Source organism: Marinobacter santoriniensis NKSG1, from assembly GCF_000347775.1.
Taxonomy (GTDB): domain Bacteria; phylum Pseudomonadota; class Gammaproteobacteria; order Pseudomonadales; family Oleiphilaceae; genus Marinobacter; species Marinobacter santoriniensis.
In genome coordinates this window covers 28,411-46,239 of record NZ_APAT01000005.1, presented here as the reverse complement: position 1 = coordinate 46,239, position 17,829 = coordinate 28,411, and the positions used below count along the sequence as shown (strand labels likewise).

15 protein-coding genes and 1 tRNA gene are annotated in these 17,829 nt (G+C 57.1%); 10 read left to right on the top strand and 6 right to left on the bottom strand.

The window, feature by feature from the left end; all coding sequences use genetic code 11:
• Positions 1 to 12 precede the first annotated feature (12 nt).
• Positions 13 to 1,416: a deoxyribodipyrimidine photo-lyase gene (gene phrB, locus MSNKSG1_RS00965; protein ID WP_008937356.1), complete on the top strand. Its 1,404-nt coding sequence runs from the start codon at positions 13 to 15 to the stop codon at positions 1,414 to 1,416.
• Positions 1,417 to 1,465: 49 nt separating this feature from the next.
• On the opposite strand, the gene MSNKSG1_RS00960 is transcribed toward phrB, so the two are convergent.
• The 4 genes from MSNKSG1_RS00960 to hemA are packed head-to-tail and all read right to left on the bottom strand — an operon-like array spanning position 1,466 to position 5,455.
• Positions 1,466 to 2,212 (bottom strand): HesA/MoeB/ThiF family protein, encoded by a 747-nt coding sequence (locus MSNKSG1_RS00960; RefSeq protein ID WP_008937355.1) that lies wholly within the window; start codon positions 2,210 to 2,212, stop codon positions 1,466 to 1,468.
• Between the two features lie 15 nt (positions 2,213 to 2,227).
• Positions 2,228 to 3,091 (bottom strand): peptide chain release factor N(5)-glutamine methyltransferase, encoded by an 864-nt coding sequence (prmC, locus tag MSNKSG1_RS00955; RefSeq protein WP_008937354.1) that lies wholly within the window; start codon positions 3,089 to 3,091, stop codon positions 2,228 to 2,230.
• On the bottom strand, positions 3,081 to 4,169 hold the full coding sequence (prfA, locus tag MSNKSG1_RS00950; protein WP_008937353.1) for a peptide chain release factor 1: 1,089 nt from the start codon (positions 4,167 to 4,169) through the stop codon (positions 3,081 to 3,083). The genes prmC and prfA overlap by 11 nt, the downstream gene beginning before the upstream one ends.
• Complete coding sequence (gene hemA / locus MSNKSG1_RS00945; protein WP_040886508.1) at positions 4,166 to 5,455, bottom strand: glutamyl-tRNA reductase; 1,290 nt, start codon at positions 5,453 to 5,455, stop codon at positions 4,166 to 4,168. Before hemA ends, prfA begins: the two co-directional genes overlap by 4 nt.
• A gap of 234 nt (positions 5,456 to 5,689) precedes the next feature.
• Between hemA and MSNKSG1_RS00940 the strand changes: the two genes are divergently transcribed.
• From MSNKSG1_RS00940 to ychF, 8 genes are all read left to right on the top strand, one after another.
• Positions 5,690 to 7,444: a tetratricopeptide repeat protein gene (locus tag MSNKSG1_RS00940; protein ID WP_008937351.1), complete on the top strand. Its 1,755-nt coding sequence runs from the start codon at positions 5,690 to 5,692 to the stop codon at positions 7,442 to 7,444.
• A complete protein-coding gene (gene lolB, locus MSNKSG1_RS00935; RefSeq protein ID WP_008937350.1) occupies positions 7,444 to 8,085 on the top strand; it encodes a lipoprotein insertase outer membrane protein LolB in 642 nt (213 codons plus the stop codon). The genes MSNKSG1_RS00940 and lolB overlap by 1 nt, the downstream gene beginning before the upstream one ends.
• Positions 8,082 to 8,945: a 4-(cytidine 5'-diphospho)-2-C-methyl-D-erythritol kinase gene (ispE, locus tag MSNKSG1_RS00930; RefSeq protein WP_008937349.1), complete on the top strand. Its 864-nt coding sequence runs from the start codon at positions 8,082 to 8,084 to the stop codon at positions 8,943 to 8,945. Before lolB ends, ispE begins: the two co-directional genes overlap by 4 nt.
• A gap of 19 nt (positions 8,946 to 8,964) precedes the next feature.
• Positions 8,965 to 9,039 (top strand) — tRNA-Gln (locus MSNKSG1_RS00925).
• Positions 9,040 to 9,091: 52 nt separating this feature from the next.
• A complete protein-coding gene (locus tag MSNKSG1_RS00920; protein WP_008937348.1) occupies positions 9,092 to 10,042 on the top strand; it encodes a ribose-phosphate diphosphokinase in 951 nt (316 codons plus the stop codon).
• 152 nt (positions 10,043 to 10,194) lie between these two features.
• Positions 10,195 to 10,839 (top strand): 50S ribosomal protein L25/general stress protein Ctc, encoded by a 645-nt coding sequence (locus tag MSNKSG1_RS00915; RefSeq protein ID WP_008937347.1) that lies wholly within the window; start codon positions 10,195 to 10,197, stop codon positions 10,837 to 10,839.
• A gap of 21 nt (positions 10,840 to 10,860) precedes the next feature.
• Positions 10,861 to 11,451, top strand: a complete 591-nt coding sequence (gene pth / locus MSNKSG1_RS00910; RefSeq protein ID WP_008937346.1) for an aminoacyl-tRNA hydrolase — start codon at positions 10,861 to 10,863, stop codon at positions 11,449 to 11,451.
• A gap of 84 nt (positions 11,452 to 11,535) precedes the next feature.
• Positions 11,536 to 12,627 carry a redox-regulated ATPase YchF gene (ychF, locus tag MSNKSG1_RS00905; RefSeq protein ID WP_008937345.1) on the top strand — a complete coding sequence of 364 codons (1,092 nt, stop codon included), beginning with the start codon at positions 11,536 to 11,538 and terminating at the stop codon, positions 12,625 to 12,627.
• Between the two features lie 392 nt (positions 12,628 to 13,019).
• Here ychF and MSNKSG1_RS18615 read toward each other — a convergent pair whose 3' ends face one another.
• The gene (locus MSNKSG1_RS18615; protein ID WP_008937344.1) at positions 13,020 to 13,730 is read right to left on the bottom strand and encodes a hypothetical protein; all 711 of its coding nucleotides are present in this window, start codon (positions 13,728 to 13,730) and stop codon (positions 13,020 to 13,022) included.
• A 58-nt stretch (positions 13,731 to 13,788) separates the two neighbouring features.
• Between MSNKSG1_RS18615 and MSNKSG1_RS19680 the strand changes: the two genes are divergently transcribed.
• On the top strand, positions 13,789 to 14,097 hold the full coding sequence (locus tag MSNKSG1_RS19680) for an MbcA/ParS/Xre antitoxin family protein (RefSeq protein WP_008937343.1): 309 nt from the start codon (positions 13,789 to 13,791) through the stop codon (positions 14,095 to 14,097).
• Between the two features lie 365 nt (positions 14,098 to 14,462).
• Here the strand turns inward: MSNKSG1_RS19680 and MSNKSG1_RS19545 are convergent, their stop codons facing one another.
• Positions 14,463 to 16,937, bottom strand: coding sequence for a hypothetical protein (locus MSNKSG1_RS19545; protein ID WP_008937342.1), 2,475 nt, complete (start codon positions 16,935 to 16,937; stop codon positions 14,463 to 14,465).
• Between the last annotated feature and the right edge of the window lie 892 nt (positions 16,938 to 17,829).

Below are 17,829 nucleotides of genomic sequence, written 5' to 3'. Positions count from 1 at the left end.
ACAGGAAATTCAATGACACAACTGGTCTGGTTCAGAAACGATCTGCGCGTCGCCGACAACCCGGCGCTCACCGCCGCCTGCAAAACCGGTCAGCCGGTCAGGGCATGCTACATCGTGACCCCCGGGCAGTGGCAAACCCACGACTGGTCCCCTGCGCGGGTCAAGTTCGTCATTGACCACGCAAACGCCCTGGCAAAAGATCTGGCAGCGCTGGGCATTCCCATGACCTTCCTTGAAGCAGACGATTTCACCCGGAGCCAGGAGGTTCTGATCAGCCTCTGCCGGGAACACGAGATCACTCACCTTCATTTCAATGAAGAGTACGGCATCAATGAAAGACGCCGGGACAAAAGCCTCAAACCAAAGGCCGACGCACTCGGGTTAACCATCTGTAAATACCGGGACCAGACGGTCGCGCCGGTTGGCGAGATACTGACGCAACAGAACGAGCCCTATTCCGTGTTCACCCCCTTTTCCCGGCGCTGGCGGAGCTGGATCGACGAAACCGCACCCACGGCTTATCCGTCTCCCTCTGCCCGGGGCGATGCCATCCGCCCCAGCCAGATAGACGCGATTCCTGCCCCATTCAGGGAAGCACCACCAGCTCTGGTGGAAACCGGTGAAAACGCCGCGCACGACCAGCTGGAGCGCTTTCTTGAAACCCGGGCCGGAACCTACAGGGAGCAGCGGGACTTTCCCGCCGTGGATGGCACCAGTCAGCTCTCGCCTTACCTGGCCAACGGCGTACTGTCGGGTCGCCAGTGCCTGCTTGCGGCCCGGGAGGCCCAGGGCCGCGGAGGCAATCAGGAAGGACTGGTTACCTGGACCAACGAGATCGCTTGGCGGGATTTCTACATCCACATCCTGTATCACTACCCGAGGGTCAGTATGCACCGGGCCTTCAAGCCGGAAACGGAGGCGCTGGAGTGGAACGCACCGGGAGACCATTTTGACGCATGGAAGGAAGGGCGAACCGGCGTTCCCGTTGTCGATGCAGCCATGCGTCAGCTCAATGCGACCGGCTGGATGCACAACCGCCTGCGAATGATCACCGCCATGTTTCTGACCAAGAACCTGTTCATCGACTGGCGCCTGGGCGAAGTCTATTTCATGTCGAAACTGGTGGACGGATTCCTGGCATCCAATAACGGTGGCTGGCAATGGAGCGCCTCGACCGGCACTGACGCCGCGCCCTACTTTCGAGTATTCAATCCGGTCACCCAGAGTGAACGGTTCGATCCCCGGGGCGAGTTCATTCGGAGGTGGGTGCCGGAGCTGTCAAAACTCGATGCCAAACGCATTCATGATCCGGGGGCCAAGGGGGGCGTGATCCCGAAGGGCTACCCCAGACCCATTGTCGATCTGAAGGAAAGCCGAAAGGAGGCCATTGCCAGGTTCCAGGCGTTAAAAGACTAACTCATAAGCCAGAGACAGATCTGCTCCAACCCTGTCAATCCGCCCACAGCTAGTCAGAACAAACCGGGCAATCCGGATCGCGAGCCAGCTTCATTTCCCGCCACTGCATCTGCCAGGCATCCAGCACCAGCAAACGGCCAATGAGCGGCTTGCCGGCGCCGCTGATCACCTTGATGGCCTCCATCGCCTGTGCCGCGCCAATCATACCCACAAGCGGCGCAATCACACCGGCCTGGGAACAGGTCAGATCCTCATTGCCCTGCTCCGGGTACAGGCAGTGGTAACAGGGGCTCTCCTCCACCCGACGGTCATAGACCGACAACTGGCCTTCGCCACGAATGGCAGCACCGGACACCAGCGGAATCCGGGCGGCAACGCAGGCCCGGTTCAGGGCAAAGCGGGTCGCGAAGTTATCACTGCAGTCGAGCACCAGGCTGCTTTCCTCTACCCGGCGTTTGAGCGCATCTCCGGACAGCCGGTCGTTGATGGCAGTCACCGACACGAGCGGATTGATACGCCGGACCCGATCCGCCAGGCTCTCCGCCTTGGAGTCGCCCAACTGATTCTGCTCAAAGCCAATCTGACGCTGGAGGTTGGCCAGCTCAATTTCATCGTCATCCACAAGGGTAAGGTGGCCGACACCCGCGGCGCCCAGGTAGAGGGCCACCGGACAACCCAGACCACCGGCACCGATCACCAGGACTCGTGCCGATTTGAGGGCCTCCTGTCCGGCAATGTCAAACCGAGGCATCAGTATCTGTCGACTGTAGCGCAGCAGCTCTTCATCGCTGAGCATACCCGTCTCCCCGTTCTATTGAGTTGTGTCCGAATCGCCCGGCCATTGACCCAGCGTCATTCGATCCCGCTGACCATAGTCCTGACGACTTTCGACAGCTTCAAACCCTCTGGACCGGAACAAGGCTCTCACCGCCTCTGCCTGGTCAAACCCATGCTCCATCAGCAACCAGCCACCCGGCGCCAGCCACCGGGGTGCATCGTCCAGAATGGTCCGTATATCTTCCAGACCGTCCACGCCCGAAACCAGTGCGCTGGATGGTTCAAAGCGTACGTCCCCCTCACAGAGGTGTCGATCGCTCTCTTCTATATAAGGCGGATTGGAAACAATCAGATCAAACGTACCCGGCGTCAGACCCTCAAACCAGTTACTCAGCTCGACAGTCACCGGCAACCCCAGCGAGCGCGCATTTTCCCGGGCGAGCTCCACCGCTTCGGGCACGCAATCGCAGGCACGAACCGACCAGGCGGAGCGTTCTGAAGCGAGCGCCAGCGCGATGGCACCGGTGCCGGTGCCCAGATCCAGCACGCGCGCCGGGCCAGGCAAGGGCAATGAAAGGGCCGCCTCCACCACACACTCGGTATCCGGACGGGGAATCAAGGTAGCCCTGGAAACCCTGAGTGACAACGACCAGAACTCCTGGTGTCCAAGAAGATAGGCAATGGGGGTGCCGTCAACGCGGGCATCCACCAGACGCCCGAAAGCTTCGGCCTGCTCCGGGGAAACCTCCTGCTCCGGCCAGGCCCGGAATCGCGTGCGGCTCCAGCTGGTCACGTGACTGAGGAGAAGTTCGGCATCCAGCCGCGGCGTATCACTCTTGATGCGGCCCGCCGCTTCACGAATCAGACGTTCACAGGCCAGCGAAGGACTACTGGTCATCGGCCAATGCAGCCAGCAATTCGGCCTGGTGTTCCTGTTGGAGCGGAACGATCACGGCATCCAGGTCACCGGTGATCACTTCGTCCAGCTTGTAGAGGGTCAGGTTAATACGGTGATCCGTGACACGGCCCTGGGGAAAGTTGTAGGTCCGGATCCGCTCGGAGCGGTCACCGCTACCCACCAGGCTCTTGCGGGTTTCGGCCATGGTTTTCTGCTGCCGCTCGGTCTCGGCATTCTGCAGACGGGAGGCAAGCAGGCTCATCGCCTTGGCCCGGTTCTTGTGCTGGGACCGCTCCTCCTGGCATTCCACCACAATACCGGTGGGCAGGTGGGTGATACGGATGGCGGAATCGGTCTTGTTAACGTGCTGGCCACCGGCGCCAGAGGCCCGGAAGGTATCCACCCGGAGATCCGATTTATTGAGTTGGACCGCCTCGGCTTCGTCCGCCTCCGGCATCACGGCCACCGTGCAGGCCGAGGTATGGATGCGGCCCTGGGACTCGGTTTCCGGTACGCGCTGAACCCGGTGAGCCCCGGATTCAAATTTCAGGGCGCCGTAGACGCCATCGCCGGCGACCCTCGCAATGACTTCCTTGAAGCCACCGTGTTCGCCTTCGTTCTCACTGAGCACTTCCACCTGCCAGCGGCGGCGTTCGGCATAGCGGGAGTACATCCGGAACAGATCGCCGGCAAAAATGGCAGCCTCGTCACCGCCGGTACCGGCCCGGATTTCGAGAAATACGTTCTTCCGGTCGTTCGGATCCTTCGGCAGCATCAGGCGCTGCAGTTCTTCATCGAGCTCTTCACTCTTCAGCCGGGCGCTTTTCAGCTCCTCTTCTGCCATTTCCCGCATGTCGGCATCGGCATCACGGGTCAGCTCCTGGGCAGCCTCGATGTCCGCCAGAGATTGCTGCCAGGCCTGAAAACAATGGACGACGGGCTCAATTTCAGCGAATTCCCGGGAGAGGTCCCGGAATCGGTCCTGATTGGCAATGGTGGCGGAATCGCTCAGCAACGCGCTGACCTCCTCGAACCGGTCAACCAACTGTTCGAGGCGGGACTGAATGGATGACTTCATAGTTTTTCCGGTGTGGTGACTGTGTCGGCGTCCAACGCATCAAGCTGATGCAACTCACGCAGCCACTCGGTCACCTCCGTGCGGCCCTCGGTCGTGGCCTTGCGCACCTGCACAGACGGTTCGTGGAGAAGCTTGTTGGTCAGGCCCCGGGCCAGACCGCGCAAAACGGTTTCGGGATCGGCACCGTTGCGCAGGGCCCGAAGGGCTTTCTCGGTTTCGTTGTCACGAAGGGTCTCGGCGCGTCGCCGGAACTGCTTGAGGGTAGACACCGCGTCGAGAGCACGTAACTGACGGAGAAAATCCTGAACGCCGTCCAGAACGAGGTTCTCGGCTTCCCGGGCAGCGCCCTCCCGGGAGCGGATGTTTTCTTCAATCACGTGACGAAGATCGTCGACGGTGTACAGGTAGACGTCATCCAGCGATGCCACCTCGGGCTCAATGTCTCTTGGAACAGCGATATCGACCATAAAATAGGGACGACGCTTGCGTTTCTTCAGCGCACGTTCCACAGCGCCTTTCCCCAGGATGGGCAGCGGGCTGGCGGTGGAGGAAATAACGATATCGACATCCGTCAGGTGGCCGGGAATCTCCGAGAGGACAATGCCCTTGCCACCGTAGGTCCCGGCCAACACCTGGGCGCGTTCCAGCGTTCGGTTGGCGACCAGGAAATCCTTGACGCCGGCTTCGGCGAGATGCTGGGCCACCAGCTCAATGGTCTTGCCGGCACCAACCAGCAGGGCCCGGTTACGGGACATGTCAGAGAAAATGTGGTGCGCCATATTGACCGCCGCATAGGCGACGGATACGGGGTTTTCGCCGATCGCGGTATGGGTCCGGATACGTTTCGCGACCGAGAACGTATGTTCGAACAGACGGGACAGGAACGAGCCGGTCGCGCCGTTCTCTTTCGCAAGGGCGTAGGCGTCTTTCAGTTGTCCGAAGATCTGGGGCTCGCCCAGAACCATGGAGTCCAGGCCTGCGGCGACCCGCATCATGTGGCGAACCGCTTCGGCATCCCGATGGACGTAAAGCGCCTCTTCCAGGTCGGCCGCATCAAGGTTGTGAAAACCCGCCAGCCAACGCAGGACCGCCGGCGCACAGTCGTCGTCACCGGCAAGGTAGAGCTCTGTCCGGTTACACGTGGACAGGATGGCTGCCTCACTGGCACCAGAAGCTGCCCGCAACTCGGCAAACGCCTCGGACATTCGCTCAGGCGTGAACGCAATACGCTCCCTAAGCTCGACCGGTGCGGTTCGATGATTAATTCCCAGTGTAACCAGTGCCATTTCGGACCTGAAAACCCTACTCTTATAAAGGTTAAATTACCGACATTTTAACGACGCACGCCGCTGCCTGCCACCCAAATACCGCGGACCTTCGGCAAGTGCGGACCGATTGGGCAAGATCAGACGCTTATGCCATTATAGGGGCTCGGCCACGGCCGGTACCCGATCTACCTCAATTTCGCGGGTAAAGCCCGGGTCATTATCAAGCGTCGCTGACAAGTAACGGGAAGTTGCATGCACAAATCCGCACCGTTTTTGGCCACCTTCATTCTGGGTGTCACCCTCGCCGGCCTGCCGGGCTGCGCCAGCCTGACCGGCTCATCGAAGCAACCCGCTTCCGATTCATCTGCCTCAGACAGCACAAAGGACGCACCGGAAAAGCCGATCGAGTATGCGGACTTTGAGCCGGACGTTCTCTATCTGTTGCTCAGCGGTGAGATCGCTGCCCAGCGTGGACGGTATGACGTCACCCTGGTGAACTACCTCAAGGCCGCCAAACAGTCCCGGGATGAAGGCGTCATTGAGCGGGCCATGCGCATTGCCCAGTCGCTCAACGGCGACAACGCCCAGACCCAGCTTGCCGAACTCTGGCTGGAGGTGGACCCGGAAAACCTGCAGGCCCACCGGATCGCAGCCATACAGGCGGTCAAACGCAACGACCTTCAGACGGCCCTGGACCACATGGAGCAGATCATGAACCAGGGCGGCGATGCGGACTTCGACAGTCTTGCCGCCATGGCCGCCAGCCTCCCGGCCGAGCAGCAGAAAGAACTGCTTTCACTTTACCAGCGCCTGGCCAAGCGTCACCCGGACACTCCGGAACTGGACTACAGCATTGCCCTGCTCCTGAAAATCAACGGCAAGCCAGACCAGGCACTCAAACAACTGGACCCTCTGCTCGAAGAGCATGAAAACTTCCAGCCCGCCATCGTCCTGCGCGGAGATCTCCTGTACGAGACCGGCAAGAAACGAGAGGCGCTGGACTACCTGATGCGGAACACCCGCAAGTTTCCCAACAGCCGTCAGATGGGCACCCTTTATGGCCGCATGCTGATCAACGAGGGCGACCTGCAGGCAGCCCAGGACGAATTCAAGCGCCTGGTGGACCTGTACCCGGACAACTCGGGGCTGCTCCTTTCACACGCCCTGGTCGCCCTGGAGAACAACCAGAAGGATCTGGCCAAGGATGAGCTGACCCAGCTGCTTGAGCAGGGGCACCATACCAACGAGGCCAACTACTATCTCGGCAGGATCGAGGAAGAGGACGGCAACGCGGACCAGGCAATCGGGTTCTACGACGGCGTGCGTCAGGGCAACTACTATTTCCCCGCCCTGGCCCGGGCGAGTGCACTGCTGGCCGAACAGGGCAAGGTGGATGAGGCGCTGACCCGGATCCGTACCATGCGGGAGAGCCATCCTGCCCAGGCTGAAAATTTCTGGCTTCTGGAGGTCAACCTGCTTCTGGATGAAAACCGGCAACAAGCCGCGCTCGACAGCGCAACGCAGGCACTGGAGGCCTTCCCGGACAATGCCCAGATCCGCTACGCACGGGGCATGCTCTACGACAGCATGGACCAGCCGCAAAAAGCGGAAGCGGATTTGCGCCAGATTATCGAGACCGAACCCAACAACGCAGTGGCCCTCAACGCCCTCGGCTACATTCTCACGACCCGTTCCGACAGGCTGGAAGAGGCACGGCAGTATATCGGTCGCGCCCTGCAACTGGATCCGGAGAACCCCGCCATCCTCGACAGCATGGGCTGGGTGCTCTACCGGGAAGGCCGATTGCAGCCCGCCCTGCAGTACCTGAAAAAGGCGTGGGAAGCCTACCCGGATCCGGAAGTGGCGGCGCATTACGGTGAAGCGCTCTGGATGGCCGGCGAGGAAGAGCAGGCCCGCATCGTCTGGAAAAAGGGACTGGAGAGCGACAAGGATCACGAGATCCTGCGCGAGACCATCAACCGCCTGACGGGTGAAGGAAACCCGTAATGTGGTGGCACCTCCGGTTACTTCCGGTACTGGCCCTTGTCATCCTGATCCAGGCCTGTACCACCATCCGTCTGGAGCCCCTGCCCGACGGCATGACCGACCAGCCGCCCGCCAGCTGGAATGCGCGGGCCCGGCAGGTGTCCGGATTCAACCAGTGGCGCCTGACCGGAAAACTGGCTGTGCGCCAGCCATCCGACAGTGGAACGGCCCTCATCAATCACTGGATCCAGTCGGGCGAATCCTACGACCTTGCCCTGTCCTCATCGTTTCTGGGCATGGGCAGCACCCTGCTGAAAGGTCGTCCGGATTATATGGAACTCACACTACCTGGTGGCGACACCTATCGCTCATCGGATCCGGAAGCCCTGGTGACCGCCGCCACCGGATGGCAGCTTCCGCTGAAGAGCCTGTCCTGGTGGATTCGCGGACTACCGGCGCCCGACGGAAACGCCCGGCTGCTCTTCAATGCTCAGCAGCAACTGGCGTTGATTCGCCAGTCCGGCTGGGAAATCCGTTACGACCGCTGGAAGCGCTTCCTGCCAGACCTGCCCGCACTGCCCGCACGAATCACCGCGGTCAAGGGTGAAAAGCGGGTACGCATGGTTGTCGCGCAATGGGAGTCGCTGGAGGATCGCCCGTGAGCCTTTCCCTGACCCTGCCCTCACCGGCGAAGCTCAACCTGTTCCTGCATATCGTAGGGCGACGCGACGATGGCTACCACGAACTTCAGACGGTCTTTCAGTTTCTGGACTACGGTGACGACATCACCTTTACCCTGACCGGGGAACAGACGGACATCCGCCTGGCCCAGCCGGTACCGGGCGTACCTGACGACGACAACCTCATCATTCGCGCTGCGCGAGCGCTGGCGGCCCATAGCCGCCGCCCCCTTCCCGGCGTTGTCATCGACATCGAGAAACGCCTGCCCATGGGCGGGGGCCTCGGCGGCGGCAGCTCCAATGCCGCAACCACCCTGCTGGGGCTCAACCACCTCTGGCAACTCGGGCTTTCGCTGGATCAGCTGGCAGAGATCGGTCTGGGACTGGGCGCCGACGTTCCGGTGTTCGTTCGCGGCCATGCCGCTTTCGGCGAAGGTGTGGGCGAACGCCTTACACCGGTAGACCCACCCGAGGACTGGTTCCTGGTCCTGAAGCCCGCCTGCAACATCAACACCGGAAAGATTTTTTCCGAGGAAGGGTTGACAAGGGACACCCCAAAAATCAAAATAGCGCCCGCTTTTGAGGGAGACGCCTCGAGGTACCGAAACGACTGTGAGGATGTAGTTCGTAAACTGTATCCAGAGGTTCATCAAAGCCTGGAATGGCTTTCACAATTCGGACCTGCAAGATTAACCGGAACCGGGGCTTGCATTTTTGGACGTTTCCCGACAGAATCCGCAGCCCGGATTATCTGGGAAAGCAAACCCTCCGGCATCACGGGGTTCGTAGCTAAAGGGGTGAACATATCACCTCTACACAAAAAGCTGACAGAGCTGAAATGATGCCAAAAAAGCACGATACTGGGGTGTCGCCAAGTGGTAAGGCAACGGGTTTTGATCCCGTCATGCGCAGGTTCGAATCCTGCCACCCCAGCCACCTTTCTCCCGCTTCTTCTGAATCAAACGCCGATACTGAGAAGGATGCTGTCGTGTCCAAACTGATGATTTTCGCTGGCAATGCCAATCCGGCCCTTGCCCAGGACATTGCCAAGAAACTCCATATTCCCATGGGTCAGGCCACCGTCGGCCGCTTCAGCGACGGCGAAACCACCGTCGAGATCAATGAAAACGTCCGAGGCCACGACGTCTTCATTATCCAGCCCACCTGCTACCCCACCAACGACAACCTGATGGAACTGATCGTGATGGCTGACGCCCTGCGTCGCGCTTCCGCCACACGGATTACCGCGGTTATCCCCTACTACGGATACGCCCGTCAGGATCGCCGGGTACGTTCAACCCGGGTAGCCATCAGCGCCAAGGTCGTCGCAGACATGATCTCCAGCATCGGCGTGGATCGCGTACTCACCGTCGACCTGCACGCGGATCAGATCCAGGGCTTCTTCGACATCCCGGTGGACAACATCTACGCCACCCCGGTCATGCTCGAAGACATCGAGAAGCAGCGCTTTGACAACTTTGTCGTGGTATCCCCGGATGTGGGTGGCGTTGTACGCGCCCGCGCCGTGGCCAAACGCCTCGACGACGCCGACCTGGCGATCATCGACAAGCGTCGCCCCAAGGCCAATGTCTCCCAGGTCATGCACATCATCGGTGACGTTCAGGACAAGACCTGCATCCTGGTGGACGACATCGTCGACACCGCCGGAACCCTCTGCAAGGCTGCCAATGCCCTTAAAGAGCGCGGCGCTGCCCGAGTGGTCGCCTATATCACTCACCCGGTCCTGTCCGGTCCGGCCATTGAGAATATCGAAGCGTCGGAACTCGACGAACTGGTGGTGTGCGACACCATTCCGCTTGGTGACAAAGCCCGGAATTGTGATAGAATCCGCCCCCTCAACATGGCAGGCCTGCTCGCGGAATCCATTCGTCGCGTAAGCAACGAAGAGTCCATCAGTGCCATGTTCGGGCACGACTGAGTCGAAAAGCCCAGCAGTACAGTTTCCGAGTCGGGAGTCCGCGTGGGCTCCCGACTCTTTTCGTCAGCCGGAGAAAACTCCGGTTTTTCAAAAATATCATCTGTTCCAAGCCTGGTCGCGGGCCGTTCAGATGACGATTGAGGTAAGAAACCATGTCTCAGGAATTTGTTATTGAAGCATTTCCTCGCGACGACCAGGGCAAAGGTGCGAGCCGCCGCCTGCGTCGTGAGGAGCGCAAGATCCCGGCCATCATCTACGGTGGCAACAAAGACGCCACTCCGGTCGCGATCTGGCACAACGAGCTGAAAAAGGCTCTGGAAAACGAAGCGTTCTTCTCCCACATCCTGACCGTTGATATCCAGGGCAAGAAAGAGAGCGTTATCCTGAAGGATCTGCAGCGTCACCCGTACAAGCCGATCCTGACCCACGCCGACTTTCAGCGCGTCGACAAGGATCACGAGATCCACGTGAACGTGCCGCTGCACTTCGTCAACGAAGAAACAGCTCCGGCCATCAAGCTCCAGGGCGGCGTTGCCAACCACCAGATCAACGAAGTGGAAGTCATCTGTCTGCCGCAGAACCTGCCCGAGTTCATTGAGGTCGACATGGCCGAAGTGGACATGGATCAGGTGGTTCACCTGAGCGATCTCAAACTGCCGAAGGGCGTGAAGATTGCCGCTCTGCAGCAGGGTGAAGATCACGACCTGCCGGTTGTGGCGATTCACAAGCCGCGTGGCGCCAAGGTTGACGATTCCGAGGAAGGCTCCGAGGAAGGCGAAGAAGGCGGCGAGGAGTAAGCACTCCCGGGGCGACGGTCAATGGCACAGGATATTGTCATGGTGGTGGGTCTGGGAAATCCCGGATCCGACTACGAGAATACCCGCCACAACGCCGGCGCCCTGTTCGTCGAAGCGCTGGCCCGCGATGCGGGCCAGACGCTCCGTCCCGACAAGAAATACCACGGGCTCTATGCCCGCATTCAGTGGCAGGGTCTCGACCTGCACCTGCTGAATCCCACCACATTCATGAACCGTAGCGGCCTTGCCATAAAGGCGCTGGCGGATTTCTTCAAGATTGCCCCCGAACAGATTCTCGTCGCCCACGACGAACTGGATCTGCCTCCGGGCATCGCCAAACTCAAAAAAGGTGGCGGCCATGGCGGCCACAACGGGCTTCGCGACACCATTGCCCACCTCGGCACCCGTGAATTCCAGCGTCTGCGACTCGGCATCGGTCACCCCGGCGACAGCCGCAAGGTCACCGGCTACGTTCTTGGCCGTCTCGGCAAACAGGAATCCGAGCAACTCGAGGCCGTGTTCGACGAGGTCATGCGCGTCCTGCCAGACGCCGCCGGAGGCAAACTGGCCGCGGCCATGAACCGCCTGCACAGCTTCAAGCCAACGCCCTGAACAACGGCATTACCCCTTACTCGCACCCATACCGATACACCGGTATAATCCGCGACAAATTTTCAGTACCAGCAGAGGCAACCCATGGGATTTAACTGCGGCATCGTCGGCCTTCCCAACGTCGGCAAATCCACCCTGTTCAACGCACTGACCAAGTCCGGCATTGGCGCGGAAAACTTCCCTTTCTGTACCATTGAGCCGAACGCCGGTGTGGTGGCCATGCCCGACCCTCGCCTCAACAAACTGGCGGAGATCGTAAAGCCCGAACGCGTCGTGCCAACGACCATGGAGTTCGTCGACATTGCCGGCCTCGTGGCCGGCGCCTCCAAGGGGGAAGGCCTGGGCAACCAGTTCCTGGCCAACATCCGCCAGACCGATGCCATTGCCCACGTCGTCCGCTGCTTTGAAGATGGCAACGTCATTCACGTAGCGAACAAGGTGGACCCTGCGGCCGACATCGAGGTCATCAACACCGAGCTGGCCCTGGCCGATCTGGAAACCGTGGAAAAGGCCATCAAACGGGTTCAGCGCGTTGCCAAGAGCGGCGACAAGGAAGCCAAGGCCCAGCTTGAGATGTTCGAAAAACTCCTGCCGGTCCTGAACGAAGGCAAGCCGGTCCGCAGCATGGGCCTGGACAAGGACCAGATGGCCCTGATCCGGGAGCTGTGCCTGCTGACCGTCAAGCCCACCATGTACATCGCCAACGTCAACGAAGACGGATTCGAGAACAACCCGCACCTGGATACGGTGAAAGAAATCGCCGCCTCCGAGAACGCGGTGGTGGTGCCCATCTGCAACAAGCTGGAAGCTGAAATTTCCGAACTGGAAGACGAAGAGAAAACCATGTTCCTGGAAGAAATGGGCATGGAAGAGCCCGGACTGGACCGGGTAATCCGCGCCGGCTACAGCCTCCTGGGCCTGCAGACGTACTTCACCGCCGGCGTCAAGGAAGTCCGCGCCTGGACCATCAAGATTGGCGCCACAGCGCCCCAGGCGGCCGCTGTCATTCATACCGACTTCGAGCGTGGCTTCATCCGCGCCGAGGTGGTCAGCTACGACGATTTCGTCCAGTACAACGGCGAAGCCGGCGCCAAGGATGCCGGCAAATGGCGCCTGGAAGGCAAGGACTACATCGTGCAGGACGGCGACGTTATCCATTTCCGGTTTAACGTATAATTTTTCTCGGAAATTTGGGCCCAAAGCCTTGACAGAATGAGCCCAAATACTGAAAATACGCGCCTCGTTTGGGGCGTTGCCCAGAACGAAATGGCAAGGTAGCTCAGTTGGTTAGAGCACAGCACTCATAATGCTGGGGTCGGCGGTTCGACTCCGCCCACATTCTCTTCGACTCCATGTCTCAGAAAATGCGGGATTGCTACCAAAAACAGCTACTTAGAAAGGCTCAGTCAGAAATGATTGGGCTTTTTTTGTGCCTGAAAATAATGCCTATTTGCGATCAATAAAAGTTGGGGGTCCACTGGGGGTCCAACATTTTTGATCAAGTGTCTGTGCAGCACCCTGTTTTTGGCTGTTGGAATCAATCTAAATTGGGGCCAAAGGTCTTTTGATTACAACCTATCGAGTACAGCCCTGCCCTCGTCTGATCCGTCAGAGCAGCCCAGTAGCTTATGCTTCGATTTGAGGTCTCTGACTATCTCTTGGAGCGACTCGGGGGATCCAGCGTGCTCAGAGACGTCGCACTGCTCGATAAGGCTTTTATCTCTGAGACTGAGGATGCGGTCGGGTAGCTTGTAGACTTTGAGAGCTGCATTGCCGTCATCCTTTCCAGATCTTTCAGCTCTGATATAGCAGATGCCGTATGTGTCCAGGCCCTCCCTCGTGTAGTCGATAAACCTGTCTCTCGTGGCTTTTAGAAGGTCTCGCTCATCATCTACCGAGTAGCTGCTCATATCGCGGTGATCAGGGCATCTCGTGCACCAATAGCCGTCGATAGAGCCGAGGCTGCCTGGTTCGCCGCAGATGTCGCAGATCTTTGTGGACAGGCTTTCAAAAATAGCCTCGATGATATCCTCTTCCATCAAATCGACTGGGAGATTGACATAGAGCCGCAAACTTCCGAATTTCTCTTTGATCTGACTGATCTGAACAGCTTTTCCTGTGCGCTGCTGGATGTCTTCGCAAACCGCAAAAAGCTCATAGATGATCGGGAACCATCCGAGGCCAGCTTCAATGCCGAAACGGGTAAAGGAGTTCTCCTCGCCCTGGTGCATTAGCAAAGGAAAATCGGCTCTCAACTTTGCGACTAGATCCTTATGCACGACATCTCCAAATTCTCATGAGCAAGTCAGCATAATATAAAAGCGCTACACTCTCTGCATGGCTACTTATACCTCACAAGACACAGAGACAGCCCTCAGGGTCGCACGCAACGTCTGCAATGCCTGGGGTCTATCAGATCACGAGACATCCACCCTGCTCGGCACTGGCGATGGTGAGCAGCTTGAGCGGATCTCCTGCGTCATCGGTATCTATAAGTCTCTGCGCACGATATTTCAGACTGACCAGCAAGCTGATGCGTGGGTGCGCAGACCGAACCGAGCCTTTGGAGGTCAGACGGCTCTGGAGGTCATGCTGAATGGCGGCCTAGCTGATATTCGAAGATACCTAGCAGGTCAGGAGCAGTAATCACAGCTTTGCGATCAAAAACGCGGGTTCCGATCTGGGCAAGCTGTCAGCTTTTTTGGGCCCAAATTGGTCCCAGAAGAGCCATCGTTGTCCGAGAAATTCCAGATTATCGAGAAATATTGGCATTAGTTACAAAAAACGTTAAGAAATCAGCTATTTTTGCCTACCTTTTTGTTTAGCATATATTGCATTTTCGGTCAAATTTGATACAATGTAATTGTCGAGCCTGAAAGTAGTTCCTACGATTATTTGACGACTCACACCCCTCAAAGATCTGGTGCAAGACTCGACTCGAAAGGGCCTCATGGATGGGGCCTTTTTTTATGCGTGAGAGAAAGTATGCTTCCTTTGGCACCGCTGAAGCATTACCTGGTCAAGTAATTTAGCCGTAAGCCGGAGCCCAGTCGTAGTTCCCCCGCCTTCTCGGCCTCTTCCTTGGCCTTTTGGTTCTTCACATCAATACTCCCAGCCAGACGCATCTCGTCTGCCGTTATCAGTGGCTGGATGACCTCTGGCTTGACTGGATACGCCCGGGCCTTCTTCGTGAGAGCAAGCTGCTCGTACTTGCCCGTGATCCTGCTGATGTTGCAGTCTTCCTTGATGCCGTCGATATCGATCTTCTTAACCAGGTCGGATAATGTGTAGTAGCGATTGCGCCCGTTGCCAGTTGCTGTCAGGTCGTAGCCAAGCTCGCGCAGGATGTTTTTAATAACGACCGATCGAAACTTGCAAGTAACGTTAGTCCGTGCATCCGAAAAGAAGAATTTGACCAGCTCCAGGCCTGACATTGTTGCCTTGTCATTGATCGCCACAGGCTCGATTAGCTTGCCGTAAGCATACTCGGCTGACTCAGTCGTCACGTATGAGTTGGACAGATCTGTCAGGTTAACTCCGGCATCCTCAAGCAGCTGGATCACACGCTGGCCGGCGATATCCATGCGCTCTGAGACGGCATCTTTTCCTGAAAGGCGCTTACGCATAGACACGACTTGATCGATGCCCATCGAGAAAATTTCATGGTAAGTCTGATCAGTCAGCATAGAGATGCTCAGAGTCTGCATGCCGAATATCGTTCGAGCAGCCACTTCCTGCTCAAAAGTCCTTTCTTCACTTACGCCCATATCAATGCCCTCTTTCGTTTGTTGTTGTAGTTTTTCGGATGTTTTGTGGGCTACATCTTTCTGGATTTCTGAATTCTTTCTGCGACCAGCTTTTGCAGACTTCTGACCGTCTGTCTTGATCTCTTCTGAGATATATGGGCGCTCGATGGTGAAGCCCATCTGTTCAGCCGCGATCAACACTGACTGCTCAAAGTGTCGGAACTGGCGGTTTTTCTGAGCTGCGTAGTCAGCCAGGAACTTGCCATGCTCGGTTGCGTATAGCTTCTGAGCTTCCTCGACTGGGTTCTCACATTCGCTGATCATCTTTGCGATAAGCGACACAGGATCAGTCACGCGGAAGCTTGAGCGCCCCGACCGGAAAGCGAGATGGATCTTATCAGCGGCCCTGAAACGTCGAGCAGATTGGAGCACGCTTGTTGGCGTGATGGTGCGGCCGGCGAGCACTGAGATCTCATCAAAGTCTGGCAGAGTGATAGATGCGCCTGCATTGATAACCGGGCTGATGACTGAGGCGTCAGTGCTCAGGACAATGTTGTCGATTTCGCTGACGCTCTTGCCGGAGCTTTCAAAAAACTCGGCGTTGAGCATTAGAGCTTCTTTACCTGTCTCATGCGACAGCGCATGAGCAACTTCGCTGAAGGCCCGAGGGTTGTAATCCATGAAGACCGCGGACCTCTTTCCTGCATTCATACGGTCCCGAGTGACGCCTAGGACTTCGCCTTTTGTACCCAAAGAGATAGTTGGGGCTGGCGCTGGCTTGGTCTTCAGAATCTTGGCCTGGCCACGTGCCATTTTTAGTAGCTGATCGATGCTTTGGTTCGTCAGCATGGCGTCAGCTACGACAACCTTTTTCGCGCTCTTGAGCAGCTCTTCCAGGACTTTCATGGCTTCGATGCGGTCTTCGTAGTCGACGCCAATTGTGCCTGTTGCGATGTGTGAAAAGAGGTCTTCAAGCTCATCGATAAAGACGATCTCACACTTAGCTCGGTCTTCGTCGTACTGCTGCCCGACCAAAGTATTGATTACGCCTATCACGCCTTTGCGATCTTTATGAGTCCCTGCCTGATAGTGGTCATCATGCGAGTCGCCAAAGAAGTTTGATGCGATTGTGCGCTTGCCCGTTAGGAAAATTGGGTTGGCACCAGCTGCGCGGGCTTCGGTGTAGATAGACCGCATCGCTACAGTCTTTCCAGATGCCATTTGTCCATTGAATACTATTACTTTAGCGCTCTCTGTAAATAAATCCGTGTACGTGCTATTGTATTCATCTACACCATTATACGTGTGCGTGTGACTGTGACTCATACGCACTGCGATCTCGCGAGCTTTGATCTTCTTCAGTATTTTCTGAGCAGCTCTAGGAGTTAATCTGGCGGCGAGGTCTTTAAGGTCTGCGTCGAAAAAAGACACTTTCCAGCGGTCCGCTACGATATCTGCGATCTTGTCGTCTGCGTAGTCTTCATCGCTCTTGCACTTTGTATAACTGCGGAGAACCAGGGCACGCTGCAAGAGATCGTCTATCTCGCTGAAATCCACCTTATCGCCAGTTGACAGGGTAACGTGCACACGGCGCTTAGCGCCCTGGTCTAAAGCTGGGAAATCGTTGTATGTAGCTTCAGAGACCAACTCGAATGACAGGTCATCGTTTGCCAGTCTGGCCCTTTTCTGAAGTTCGAAAATACGGTCGGAGTAGTCCGATACAATTTTGATATGTTCCATTTTAGTTTCCTACTTCTATTTTTTATCGACTCACACCACATACTTTAGCACATTCATTTACCCCCTCATCAAACTTTAATTTTGTTTTTGATATTATATCTCTAAAAGGTTGACAGTAATTCATAGCGGATAGCACCCCACAGACCCAGCAACCTGGATACTTTTGTGAGCGCAGCGAGCAAGACATTATCAAGTCAGATCTCGCCCCAATCCCTTGGGAGAGTGGGTTTACAAATTTTCGGTGGAAATTGCTTTTCTCTATATATACAAATTTAATTTCTCGGAAAAATTTGTACAAAGGACCGACTCGATATGGTCCCCTCCCTACGGTCGGGGAAAACAACCAGGTGAGGTTGGCTGCCAACATCGATTGTTGTATCACCAAAATTGCCCGCCTTTCGAGTAATTGATGCATTAACTGCCACACTAACTCACTCATTGAATTATGTTCGTCGGCATCGACCCCGGAAAAAATGGCGCAATGGCAAAGCCGAACTGCTTGATGTCATCGACATGCCGTGCGTGACGATCAGAACCCGGGTTTTTGCAGATAGATATGCTCTCACAGAGCACTAGGAAGGCTCCCAGCATATCTGCATCGAGCTTGTGTCCAGTCACCCCGGCCAAGGTGCCCCGTCAACTTTCACTTTTGGGCAAGGCTTAGGGAGGGTGTCGTAACGCTCGCCACAGCTTTCGTTCATGATCTAATGCTCGAAGTACCCCAGACCTGGCAGAAGCATTTAGGCTTGAAGAAAGATAAGGGAGAGCAAAGCATCAGCAAGCAGCAGATCGCAGATACGTGTCTTCATCTATACCCAGACGCCCCACTCTTCGAGCCCCGAGACGGGCTCAAAGACGGCCGGTCTGATGCAATTCTAATCGCTCGATATCT